Annotated in this window: 11 protein-coding genes; 7 read left to right on the plus strand and 4 right to left on the minus strand. The window is 72.5% G+C overall.

Features of this window, described 5'->3' with window-relative positions:
• Positions 1 to 68 precede the first annotated feature (68 nt).
• Together ABT085_RS37060 and ABT085_RS37065 are read right to left on the minus strand one after the other, a co-directional pair.
• A complete protein-coding gene (locus ABT085_RS37060) occupies positions 69 to 302 on the minus strand; it encodes a metallothionein (protein WP_152894276.1) in 234 nt (77 codons plus the stop codon).
• A gap of 80 nt (positions 303 to 382) precedes the next feature.
• Positions 383 to 1384 carry a DEDDh family exonuclease gene (locus ABT085_RS37065; RefSeq protein ID WP_351618461.1) on the minus strand — a complete coding sequence of 334 codons (1002 nt, stop codon included), beginning with the start codon at positions 1382 to 1384 and terminating at the stop codon, positions 383 to 385.
• Between the two features lie 164 nt (positions 1385 to 1548).
• Here ABT085_RS37065 and ABT085_RS37070 point away from each other — a divergent pair, with 164 nt between their 5' ends.
• From ABT085_RS37070 to ABT085_RS37090, 5 genes are all read left to right on the plus strand, one after another.
• Positions 1549 to 2259, plus strand: a complete 711-nt coding sequence (locus ABT085_RS37070) for a VIT1/CCC1 transporter family protein (RefSeq protein ID WP_351618464.1) — start codon at positions 1549 to 1551, stop codon at positions 2257 to 2259.
• A 110-nt stretch (positions 2260 to 2369) separates the two neighbouring features.
• Positions 2370 to 3254 (plus strand): sterol desaturase family protein, encoded by an 885-nt coding sequence (locus ABT085_RS37075; protein ID WP_351618466.1) that lies wholly within the window; start codon positions 2370 to 2372, stop codon positions 3252 to 3254.
• Positions 3251 to 3916, plus strand: a complete 666-nt coding sequence (locus tag ABT085_RS37080) for a lysoplasmalogenase (protein ID WP_351618469.1) — start codon at positions 3251 to 3253, stop codon at positions 3914 to 3916. The genes ABT085_RS37075 and ABT085_RS37080 overlap by 4 nt, the downstream gene beginning before the upstream one ends.
• Before the next feature lie 37 nt (positions 3917 to 3953).
• On the plus strand, positions 3954 to 5000 hold the full coding sequence (locus ABT085_RS37085) for a zinc-dependent alcohol dehydrogenase family protein (RefSeq protein WP_351618471.1): 1047 nt from the start codon (positions 3954 to 3956) through the stop codon (positions 4998 to 5000).
• 125 nt (positions 5001 to 5125) lie between these two features.
• On the plus strand, positions 5126 to 5755 hold the full coding sequence (locus ABT085_RS37090; protein WP_351618474.1) for a cysteine hydrolase family protein: 630 nt from the start codon (positions 5126 to 5128) through the stop codon (positions 5753 to 5755).
• Positions 5756 to 5840: 85 nt separating this feature from the next.
• Here the strand turns inward: ABT085_RS37090 and ABT085_RS37095 are convergent, their stop codons facing one another.
• Together ABT085_RS37095 and ABT085_RS37100 are read right to left on the minus strand one after the other, a co-directional pair.
• On the minus strand, positions 5841 to 7208 hold the full coding sequence (locus ABT085_RS37095; RefSeq protein ID WP_351618476.1) for a CoA transferase: 1368 nt from the start codon (positions 7206 to 7208) through the stop codon (positions 5841 to 5843).
• A gap of 119 nt (positions 7209 to 7327) precedes the next feature.
• Positions 7328 to 8857: a S8 family peptidase gene (locus ABT085_RS37100; RefSeq protein WP_351618479.1), complete on the minus strand. Its 1530-nt coding sequence runs from the start codon at positions 8855 to 8857 to the stop codon at positions 7328 to 7330.
• Positions 8858 to 9120: 263 nt separating this feature from the next.
• Between ABT085_RS37100 and ABT085_RS37105 the strand changes: the two genes are divergently transcribed.
• On the plus strand, positions 9121 to 9477 hold the full coding sequence (locus ABT085_RS37105; RefSeq protein WP_351618481.1) for a DUF485 domain-containing protein: 357 nt from the start codon (positions 9121 to 9123) through the stop codon (positions 9475 to 9477).
• Positions 9474 to 11102 carry a monocarboxylic acid transporter gene (locus ABT085_RS37110; RefSeq protein ID WP_351618483.1) on the plus strand — a complete coding sequence of 543 codons (1629 nt, stop codon included), beginning with the start codon at positions 9474 to 9476 and terminating at the stop codon, positions 11100 to 11102. Before ABT085_RS37105 ends, ABT085_RS37110 begins: the two co-directional genes overlap by 4 nt.
• Positions 11103 to 11135 lie beyond the last annotated feature (33 nt).

The raw sequence follows: 11135 nt of genomic DNA on the forward strand, positions 1-11135 counted from the left end.
GGAGGGTCCCGTAGCGGGCCGGAAACCACGTACCGTGCGCTCACACCTTGCGGTCACGTGCCGCGCGCTCACACCTTGTCGACGATCCCCACCCTCCCCTCGGCGCGGGCGCAGTGACCGCCGCAGTACCAGTGGCCCTCGACCTCGACGCCCTGGCCGATGATCTGCACCCGGCAGTGCTCGCAGATGGGGGCCATGCGATGGATCGCACAGGAGAAGCAGTCGAAGACGTGGACCGCGCCCTGCGCGTGCACTTCAAAACTCATGCCGTAGTCGTTGCCGCAAACTTCGCATCTCGCCATGGGCCACAGGGTGGGCCGTCACCGCCCGGCGGGCGAGCGGACGGCGGGCGAGTCGTGCGGCAATCACCCGTCCGTACGGGTCACTCCCCGGCGGGCTCCACATCACGCAGCAACTGTCCGAAGGCCGCCTCGTCGACGACCGGGGTGCCGAACTGGCGCGCCTTGAGCACCTTCGACGTGCCCGAGTCGGGGTCGTTCGTCACCAGCAGGCTGGTCAGCCGGGACAGGCTGGTGGCCACGTGCAGCCCGGCGTCGGTCGCGCGGTCCTCCAGCAGCTCGCGGTCGGTCGAGGTGTCGCCCGAGAAGGCGACCCGCATGCCCTGCTTGAGCGGTTTGCCGTCCTCGTAACGTCCCGGGTTGGGATAGGGGCAGGCGGGCCGTTTCCGGGAGGGACGCCAACTGCTCTGCCCGTAGCCGCCGTAGCCACCGCTCCCGCTGCCCGCCTGCCGGCCGATCCGGGGCGCGGGCCGGTCCTGCCACTCGGTCAGCGGCAGGCACTCGTGCAGCGGCAGCCGCACACCGCCCGCCGCCGCGGCCCGCAGGCTGGGCCGGAACGCCTCCGCCAGCACGCGCGCGTCGTCCAGCGCGTGGTGCGCCCGCTGCTGTACGACGCCGAAGTGGGCCGCCAGCGTCGCCAGCTTGTGGTTGGGCAGCGGCAGGCCCAGCTCCTTGGAGAGCGCGATGGTGCACAGCCGCTGCCGCACCGGCGCCTCGCGCTCGGCGCGCGCGTACTCGCGGGCGATCATCTGCCAGTCGAAGACGGCGTTGTGCGCGACCAGCACCCGGCCCGCCAGCCGCGCGGCGAACTCCTCGGCGATCTCCGGGAACAGCGGCGCCCCTTCGAGCACGTCGCTCGTCAGGCCGTGGATCCAGACCGGGCCCGGGTCGCGCTCCGGATTGACCAGCGTGTACCAGTGGTCCTCGACCTCGCCGCGCGCGTCCAGCCGGTACACGGCCGCGGAGATTATCCGGTCGTCCCGGGCCAGGCCCGTGGTCTCCACGTCGACGACCGCGTATCCCTGCGGATACGCGGCCGGCCACGACGGGGGGAACGACGCTGCGGTCGTGCGGTCTTCGAGCATGGTCAATGAGGATACGGGCCCCCGCCGACAGCGCGGCGCACCGCCCGGGGGCGACCGGTTGCGCCCCGGGCGCGGCGCACCCCCGGCCGCGCCGGTCCGGCCGAGCGTCGGTCCGGCCGAGCGTCGGTACGGTCCGCCGGGACCGCGGATGGGATCCTCGCGGTGTGACGCAACCGACGCACGACGAAGCCCACGGCGGCGCGCTGGGCTCCCGGCTCAACTGGCTGCGCGCCGCGGTCCTCGGCGCCAACGACGGCATCGTCTCCACCGCCGGGCTCGTCGTCGGCGTGGCCGGCGCCACCCAGGCGCGCCCGGCGCTGCTGACGGCGGGTCTGGCCGGACTGCTCGCCGGGTCGCTGTCGATGGCGGCGGGGGAGTACGTGTCGGTGTCGACCCAACGGGACTCCGAGAAGGCGGCGCTGGCCACGGAGAAACGGGAGCTGAAGGAGGCGCCCGAGGCCGAACTGGACGAGCTCACCGGGCTGCTCCAGGAGCGCGGGCTGTCCCGGGAGGTGGCGCGGGAGGCGGCCCAGCAGCTGACGGAACGCGACGCGTTGAAGGCCCACGCGCGCGTGGAGCTCGGCATCGACCCCGACGCCCTCGCCGACCCCTGGCACGCGGCCTGGGCGAGCTTCGCGGCGTTCACGGTGGGCGCGCTGCTGCCGCTGCTGGCCATCGTCCTGCCCCCGGCGCACTGGCGGGTGCCCGTCACCGTGGTGTCCGTGCTGGCCGCCCTCGTCCTGACCGGCTGGGCCAGCGCCCGGCTCGGGGCGGCGGCCCCGGGGCGGGCGGTGCTGCGCAACGTGGTGGGCGGGGCGGTGGCCATGGCGGTCACCTACGCGGTCGGGACGCTGCTGGGGGTGGCGGGGGCGTGACGGCGGGCAGCCCGTTGGCGGAGATCACCAAGAAGCAAGCGCGTACCTCCGGTAATACTTGTGGTTAACAGCATCTAGTTCCCGGCGACCAGCGGTTCTACGGTGCGTCCATGCCGAACCTGCCCGACGTCGTGATGTGGTCGATACCCGCCTTCGTGCTGCTCGCCGTGATCGAGATGATCAGCGTCCGCCTCCATCCCGACGAGGACGCGGCCGGATACGCGGCCAAGGACGCCGCGACGAGCGTCGGCATGGGACTCGGAAGCCTCGTCTTCGACTTCTTCTGGAAGATCCCGATCGTCGGCCTCTACGCGGCGGTCTACGCGGTGACCCCGCTGCGGGTGCCCGTCCTGTGGTGGACGATCCCGCTGATGCTGCTCGCCCAGGACTTCTTCTACTACTGGTCCCACCGCGGCCACCACGTCATCCGCCTTCTGTGGGCCTGTCATGTCGTCCACCACTCCAGCAGGAAGTTCAACCTCACCACCGCCCTGCGCCAGCCGTGGACCTCGCTGACCTCCTGGCCGTTCTACCTCCCCCTGGTGGCCGCCGGTGTGCACCCGGCCGCGCTCGCGTTCTGCTCCTCCGTCAACCTCGTCTACCAGTTCTGGATCCACACCGAGCGGATCGACCGGATGCCCCGGCCCTACGAGTTCGTGTTCAACACGCCGTCCCACCACCGGGTGCACCACGCCTCCCAGGGCGGCTACCTCGACCGCAACTTCGGCGGGATCCTGATCGTCTGGGACCGGCTGTTCGGATCGTTCGCGCCGGAGACCGAGCGGCCGGTGTACGGGCTGACGAAGAACATCGCCACCTACAACCCGCTCAGGGTCGCCACCCACGAGTACGTCGCCATCGCCAGGGACCTGAGGGTGGCGCGCAGTTGGCGCGAGCGCGCCGGCCGGGTGTTCCGGGGACCGGGCTGGCAGCCGGCGCCGGCCGTCGGCGCCCCGGTCGTCGGCGCCCCCGTAGAGGAGGCCGGCGCCGCATGAGAGCCGCCCGCCTCCTGCTCGCCGCCTTCGGTCTGGCCGTCGCGGCCGACCTGGTCTGCGTACTGACCGGCGCGGACGCCGGGCACACGGTCGCCAAGGCGCTGCTGATGCCGCTCCTCGCCGCCTGCGCGGTGCTGCGCGGCGCGCCCCGTCTGCTGGTCGCCGCCCTCCTGTGCGGCTGGGCCGGGGACGTCCTGCTGCTGTCCGACGCCGACCCCGCCTTCCTCGCCGGGATGGCCGCCTTCGCCGCCGGGCACGTCTGCTACCTCGCCCTGTTCCGTACGGCGGGCTCCGCACGCGTGCGTGCCGGACTGCTCGTGCCCGGCTACGCCGTGGTCCTGCTCATCCTCGTGGCGCTGCTGTGGCCGGACCTGCCCGCGGGCCTGCGCGTCCCGGTCGCCGCCTACAGCGCCCTGCTCACCGCCATGGCCTGTGCGGCGGCCGGCCGGTTCGGGCTGGTCGCGGGGATCGGCGGCGCGCTGTTCATGGCCTCCGACACTCTCATCGCGACCTCTCTCGCCGACTGGCCGCAGCTGCCGAATCCCGGCTTCTGGGTGATGCTGACCTATGCCGCCGCGCAGTTCCTGCTGGTCCAGGGCACCCTCGGTGAGCGCGAGGTGCCCGCGGCGACGTACGGTGAAGTGCGCTCGACCACCCCCTGAGCGCATCGCACGTACCCGCACGAGAAGGATCCTCGACATGCGCGCCACCACCATCCACGCCCCCTTCGACATGCGGGTGGAGGACGTGCCCGAGCCGGTGGTGCAGCTGCCCACCGACGCCGTGGTCCGGGTGCTGCGCGCCTGCATCTGCGGCAGCGACCTGTGGGCCTACCGCGGCACCGCGGCCCGGCAGCCCGGGCAGCGGATCGGGCACGAGTTCCTCGGCGTGGTCGAGGAGACCGGCGGCGAGGTGACCGGCTTCCGGCGCGGCGACCTCGTCGTCGCCCCCTTCATGTGGTCCGACGGCGTCTGCGACTACTGCCGGGAGGGCCTGACGACGTCCTGCGAGCACGGCGGGTTCTGGGGCGCCGTCGGGCACGACGGCGGCCAGGGCGAGGCCGTGCGCGTCCCCTTCGCCGACGGCACGCTCGTCCAGCTGCCCAAGGAGGCGGCCTCCGACGACCGGCTGCTGACCGCCCTGCTCACCCTCTCCGACGTGCTCGGCACCGGCCACCACGCCGCCCTCGGCGCGGGGGCCCGCCCGGGCGCCACGGTCGCCGTCGTCGGCGACGGGGCCGTCGGCCTGTGCGCGGTGCTGGCCGCCAAGCGGCTCGGCGCGGAGCGGATCATCGCCCTCGGCCGGCACGAGGTCCGTACCGACATCGCGCGCCGCTTCGGCGCCACCGACGTCGTCGCCGAGCGCGGGGAGGCGGCCGTCGCGGCGGTCCGCGAGCTCACCCGCGGTCAGGGCGCGCACTGCGTGGTCGAGGCGGTCGGCACCGAGCAGTCGATGCGGACGGCCGTGGAGGTCACCCGGGACGGCGGTGCCATCGGCTTCGTGGGCGTGCCCCACGGCAGCGGCACCGGACTCGACCTCGGTGTCATGTTCGACCGGAACATCGCCCTGCGCGGCGGCGTCGCACCGGTCCGCACCTACATCCCCGACCTGCTGCCCGACGTCCTCGACGGCACGATCGACCCGTCGCCCGTCTTCGACATGACCGTCGGCATCGAGGGCGTCCCCGACGGCTACCGGGCGATGGACGAGCGCACCGCCCTCAAGGTCCTCGTCACCAGCGGCTGAGCCCGCCCCCGCCGCGGCCGGCGGGTGCGAGCGAGGACGGACGGCCGCCGCGTCGTCCGTCCTGCGCGCCCGCCGGCCCGGCCGGTGTCCGCGCGGGCCGGGCGGCGCGCGGCCACACTGGGACCATGACCGAGACCTACGATCCGCGCCGCACGGCGGTGCTGCTGATCGACCCCTACAACGACTTCCTCTCGGAGGGCGGCAAGGTCTGGCCGCGGCTGGAGCCCGTGGCCGACGAGGTCGGTCTGCTGGACCATCTGCGCGTGGTGATCGCCTCGGCCCGTGCCGGCGGGGTGCGCGTGGTGTTCGTGCCGCATCGCCGCTGGGAGCCGGGCGACTACGAGACGTGGGACCATCCGACCCCCTCGCAGCGGAAGATCCAGCAGCACCACCACTTCGCCAGGGGCTCCTGGGGCGGGGAGTTCCACCCCGACCTGCGGCCGCGGGCGGACGAGGTCGTCGTCCAAGAACACTGGGGGTCGAGCGGGTTCGCCAACACGGACCTGGACATGCAGCTCAAGCAGCACGGGATCACCCATGTGGTGCTGGTCGGCGTGCTGGCCAACACCTGCGTCGAGGCCACCGCTCGGTTCGCCATGGAGCTCGGCTACCACGTGACGCTGGTCCGTGACGCCACCGCGGCCCTCGGCCCCGAGATGATGCACGCCGCCCACGAACTCAACGGCCCCACCTTCGCCCAGGCCATCGTCACCACGGACCGGCTCCTCGCCGCCTTCGACGGATCCCGGCCCTGACGGCCGCCTCCGGCGGACCGTCAGCAGCCCCGGCACCGCGACCACCGGCCCCGGCGCGACGGCGGCCACGAGGTCCCGGCCCCGCTCACTGCCAGCGTGCCTCGTCCGCGCCCCACGGGCCCGGCGGCCGTGCCCAGTCGGCCGGCCCGCCCCGGAAGGACACCGGCGGCAGCGCGTACCGCAGCCGCCCGATCCCGCTGTCGGTCCCGGCCAGCCACGGCTCCGGCCCCTCGTACGGTACGGCGCCGGGCACTCCCGGCGTGATCTCCGTGAGCCAGGCCGCCGTCCGCGCCAGCGCCAGCCCGACGAACCGGCTGCCGCCGTCGTACGACTGCTCGGTCAGCGCCCGCAGCACCCCCGCGGCGAGCAGATAGCCCGTGCCATGGTCGAGCGCCTGGGCCGGCAGCGCGCCGGGCCGCTCCGGCGACCCCTCGCAGGCCGCGATTCCGGTGGCCACCTGCACCAGGCTGTCGAAGCCGCGCCGGTGGCCCCACGGCCCGTACGCGCCCCACGCCGACAGCTGCGCCACGACCACCCCCGGCCTGCGCTCGGCCAGCGCCTCGGGGGAGAGCCCGAACCGGTCCAGGGCGCCCGGCCGGTACCCGGTGACCACCACGTCGGCCGCCGCGAGCAACTCCTCGAAGGCGCGCCGGTCGGTCGTCAGGTCCAGGACCGCCGACCGCTTCCCGAAGCCCGTGTCGGCGTGCGCGTCGGGGAGTTCGGGCAGCCGCGGGGAGTCGACGCGCAGCACGTCGGCGCCCAGCAGGGCCAGGGTGCGGGTGGCGACCGGACCGGCGATCACCCGGGTGAGGTCCAGGACGCGCAGCCCGGCGGCGGGCCGCAGCGGACCGCCGTCGACCGGGGCGAGCGCGCGCACGGGCGCGGAGTCGAGCCGTGCCCGCTCCACCAGCGGCCGTTGGGCGAGCGCGGCCGCCTGCGGATGTCCGGCCCACTCCCGCGCGGTGCGCAGGGCGACGGCGAGGCCGCCCGCGGCGTACACCGCCTCCTCCACCGCCAGGGCCGGCCGCCCGGCCAGCCGGCCGGCCACGTCGTCCACGGTCGCGTCGTCCCCGAGCCCCAGCGCACCCAGCAACCGCGCCCGGTGGTGCGGGTAGTTGGCGTGGGTGCGCACCCAGCCGTCGGCGGTGCGCCACAGCCGCGACAGCGGCGCGAAGGCGACCGGAGCCCGCCCGTCGACCAGCAGGTGCCGCTCGCTGACGAACGCGGTCGCCACGGCCCCGTCGTCCACCTGGACCCCGGGCACCTCCGGCAGCCCGGCCCGCCGCGCCCCGAGTTCGGCGGCGGCCAGCGCGCAGGTGCCCACGCACAGCCGTGCCAGCTCCCGTACCGGAAGCCGGGCCGCGAGGGCTCCGTGCCGTACGACGGTCGAGCCGTGCACGAGGAGGGCGGGATCACCGCCCAGCGCGGTCCATGCGTACTTGATTCCAGTCATGACTGCACTATGCAGTATGTATTGGATCAATATATGGATCGGGATACGGCGCCAGGACGACGGACGGGCCGGGCGGATGCGTCCGCCCGGCCCCTCCGCCGTCCGTCCGGCGCTGCGGGCTACTTCACCGCGCGCAGCGCGTTGACGATGCCGAAGCCGTAGAAGCCGTTGACGCGCTTGCCGCCCACGCAGGTCGCGTCCACGACCCCGTCGCCGTCACCGTCGTACGGCGCGGTCGGGCAACCGGGGTTGTCCGCCTGCGCCTTGAGCAGCGCCTGGAGCATCGACGGCGTCGCGTTCGGGTGGGTGGACTTCAGCAGCGCGGCCACCGCGGCCACGTGCGGGGAGGCCATCGAGGTGCCCTGGAGGAACCCGTACTGGTTGTTGGGCAGCGTCGACAGGATGCGGCCGTTCGCCGACGGCGTGTCCGGGATCTGGAACTTGTCGCCGCCCGGGCCGGCCACGTCGACGACACCGTCGCCGTAGCTGGAGTAGTACGACTTCGCGCCCTTGACGCCCGTCGCGCTCACGGTGACGACACCCGGCAACTGGGTCGGGATGTCGAAGCACTTGTGCGGGTCGACCGTCCGGGTCACGGCGGTCGAGTCGTCCGGGCTGGAGTCGTCGACCAGGGCGTTCGAGTCGAGGTCGTCATTGGAGTTGCCCGCCGAGGCCACACTCAGCGTGCCCTTCGAACGGGCGTAGAGCTGCGCCCTGTTGACCGCGTCGACGATGGCCTTCTGGTCCGGGTCGTCCGTGCAGTTGTACAGCCAAGGGTCAATGTAATAACTGTTGTTGGTGATCTCCACGCCGTGGTCGGCGGCGAAGACGAACGCGCACACCACGCTCTCCGGGAAGAACAGGCTGTTCGCGTCCGGCTGGGCCACCGTGATGCTCGCGACCTTCACCCCGGGGGCGACGCCCGCGACCCCGATGCCGTTGCGCGCCGCGGCTATCTCGCCCGCCACATGGGTGCCGTGGTAGTGGTCGGCGTCGACCGGCCGCCAGGCGCCGTACGTCGTGTCCGGCTTGCCGCTCACACAGTTCGCGGACTGCGAGGCGGAGAAGTTCGGGGCGATGTCGGGGTGGGTGTCGTCCACGCCGGTGTCGATGACGGCGACGGTCACCTTCCGGCTGCCCGGGTTGATCGTGGCGGCCTTGTCGGCGCCTATCGCGCGCAGGTCCCACTGGTCGGCCTCAAGGGGCTCCTGGCCCGCGGCCGTGCTGCTCGCGGCCACCTTCGCGGCCTCCGCCTTGGACAGGTACTGGACCGCCCCCTCGTCCGTCGTGCCCTCCGCGGTGACCGGCGAGGTACGCGTCGCGCCCGCCGACTGCACCCCGCGCACCTTACGGATCTGCGCGGCGAAGCCCGGGTTCGAGGAGTGGGCGACGATCACGCCGATCTTTTCGTACGTCACGACGACGGTGCCGCCGGCCGCGACGACCGCCTTCTCGACCGACGCGACCGTACGGTGGTCCACCTTGGTGTTGACGACGTACGCGAAGGTCCCCGCGTCGGCCGCCTGGGCCGCGGACTGGGTGCGCGGCGCCGCCGAGGCCGCCGCGGGCAGGAAGCCGAGCGACGCGGTCAGGGACAGCACGACCGGCACGGCAAGGGCGAGCCGACGACTTGAGCGCAGATGAGCCATGGGATCTCCACATCATCCGGAAACAAAACCGGCCCGAGACACAGGTCGTGCTCGGGCAGGTACATGACGGGTGGTGCAGGGCGAAGCTATCTTCCGGACTCCGTGGCCAGCAATGACTTTCGTGGACGACTTGGGAAATAAGCCCACCGGGTTGAACCGTGTCCGGCCGGGCGCCGTGACCTCGAACAGGACGCAGGAGGGCGACCGCCCGCCCCTACCTGCCGTTCACCGACGTCAACGCACCCGCAACGCGAGGAGACTCCGTGGCCACGGACGCACCGCCCCCTTCGAAAACCGAACACCGGCTGCCCTCCACAGAGGAGTTCGTCGCGGTGCAGGAGAGCGCAGAGTTCGGTGAGCTGCGCCGCTCCTACCGCTCGTTCGCCTTCCCGCTGACCGTCGCCTTCATCGCCTGGTACCTGCTGTTCGTCCTGCTGTCGAACTACGCGGGCGACTTCATGGGCACCAAGCTGTTCGGCAACGTCAACGTGGCCCTGGTGCTGGGCCTCGCCCAGTTCCTCACCACCTTCCTCATCGCCTGGTGGACCGCGCGGCACGCCGCCGACCGACTCGACCCCAAGGCCGACGCCATCAAGTCCCGGATGGAGGGCGGCGCATGAGCCCCGCGATCACCCACGTACACCTCGCCGCGGGCGAGGCGAGCGAGCACCGGCCGCTGATCATCACCCTGTTCGCGGTCTTCGTCGCCGCGACCCTCGTCATCACCGTCTGGGCGGGCCGCCAGACCAAGGACGCCGCCGACTTCTACGCCGGCGGCCGCCAGTTCACCGCCTTCCAGAACGGACTCGCCGTCTCCGGCGACTACATGTCCGCCGCGTCCTTCCTCGGCATCGCCGGTGCGATCGCCCTCTTCGGCTACGACGGCTTCCTGTACTCCATCGGCTTCCTGGTCGCCTGGCTGGTCGCCCTGCTCCTGGTGGCCGAACCGCTGCGCAACTCCGGCCGCTACACGATGGGCGACGTCCTGGCGTACCGCATGCGCCAGCGCCCGGTCCGCACGGCGGCCGGCACCTCCACCATCGTCGTGTCGATCTTCTACCTGCTGGCGCAGATGGCCGGCGCCGGCGTCCTGGTCTCGCTGCTGCTCGGCATCACCAGCGACGGCGGCAAGATCGGCATCGTCGCCCTGGTCGGCCTCCTGATGATCGTGTACGTCACCATCGGCGGCATGAAGGGCACCACCTGGGTCCAGATGGTCAAGGCGGTCCTGCTCATCGCGGGCGCCCTGCTGCTGACCTTCCTGGTCCTGCTCAAGTTCGACTTCAACGTCTCGGACCTGCTCGGCTCGGCCGCCGACAACAGCGGCAAGGGCTCCGCCTTCCTGGAGCCCGGACTGAAGTACGGCGCCACGGGCACCACCAAGCTCGACTTCATCTCGCTCGGCATCGCCCTGGTCCTCGGCACCGCCGGCCTGCCGCACATCCTGATCCGCTTCTACACGGTCCCCACCGCCAAGGCCGCCCGTAAGTCCGTGATCTGGGCGATCGGCCTGATCGGCGCCTTCTATCTGATGACCCTCGCCCTCGGCTTCGGCGCCGCCGCGCTCATCAAGCCCGACGAGATCATCGCCTCCAACAAGGCGGGCAACACCGCCGCCCCGCTGCTGGCGCTCCATCTCGGCGGCGTCGACTCCAACTGGGGCGCGATCCTGCTGGCGACCATCTCGGCGGTCGCCTTCGCCACGATCCTCGCGGTCGTCGCGGGCCTGACGCTGGCCTCCTCCTCGTCCTTCGCCCACGACATCTACGCCAACGTCATCAAGAAGGGCACCGCCACCGAGAAGCAGGAACTCGGCGCGGCCCGCTGGGCGACCGTCGGGATCGGCGCCGTCTCCATCGTGCTCGGCGCCCTCGCCCGCGACCTGAACGTGGCCGGCCTGGTCGCCCTCGCCTTCGCGGTCGCCGCCTCCGCCAACCTGCCGACCATCCTCTACAGCCTCTTCTGGAAGCGGTTCACCACCTCCGGAGCGCTGTGGTCGATCTACGGCGGTCTCGTCACGGCGGTCGGCCTGGTGCTGTTCTCGCCGGTCGTCTCGGGCAAGCCCACGTCGATGTTCCCGGACGTCGACTTCCACTGGTTCCCGCTGGAGAACCCGGGCATCATCTCGATCCCGGTCGGTTTCCTGCTCGGTGTCCTCGGCACCCTGCTGTCCAAGGAGACCCCCGACTCCGGCAAGTACGCCGAACTGGAGGTCAGGTCGCTGACCGGCACCGGAGCCCACTGACCGGCACGAGTCCGCGGCCGCGTCGCAGCGACC

The organism is Streptomyces sp. NPDC002265 (assembly GCF_040296125.1).
Taxonomy (GTDB): domain Bacteria; phylum Actinomycetota; class Actinomycetes; order Streptomycetales; family Streptomycetaceae; genus Streptomyces.

Bases quoted from the DNA above. Each gene is read 5' to 3' on its own strand.
- ABT085_RS37060 (WP_152894276.1), bottom strand. From the start codon at position 302: ATGGCGAGATGCGAAGTTTGCGGCAACGACTACGGCATGAGTTTTGAA.
- ABT085_RS37110 (WP_351618483.1), top strand. From the start codon at position 9,474: ATGAGCCCCGCGATCACCCACGTACACCTCGCCGCGGGCGAGGCGAGC.
- ABT085_RS37080 (WP_351618469.1), top strand. From the start codon at position 3,251: ATGAGAGCCGCCCGCCTCCTGCTCGCCGCCTTCGGTCTGGCCGTCGCG.
- ABT085_RS37065 (WP_351618461.1), bottom strand. From the start codon at position 1,384: ATGCTCGAAGACCGCACGACCGCAGCGTCGTTCCCCCCGTCGTGGCCG.
- ABT085_RS37075 (WP_351618466.1), top strand. From the start codon at position 2,370: ATGCCGAACCTGCCCGACGTCGTGATGTGGTCGATACCCGCCTTCGTG.
- ABT085_RS37085 (WP_351618471.1), top strand. From the start codon at position 3,954: ATGCGCGCCACCACCATCCACGCCCCCTTCGACATGCGGGTGGAGGAC.
- ABT085_RS37090 (WP_351618474.1), top strand. From the start codon at position 5,126: ATGACCGAGACCTACGATCCGCGCCGCACGGCGGTGCTGCTGATCGAC.
- ABT085_RS37095 (WP_351618476.1), bottom strand. From the start codon at position 7,208: ATGACTGGAATCAAGTACGCATGGACCGCGCTGGGCGGTGATCCCGCC.
- ABT085_RS37100 (WP_351618479.1), bottom strand. From the start codon at position 8,857: ATGGCTCATCTGCGCTCAAGTCGTCGGCTCGCCCTTGCCGTGCCGGTC.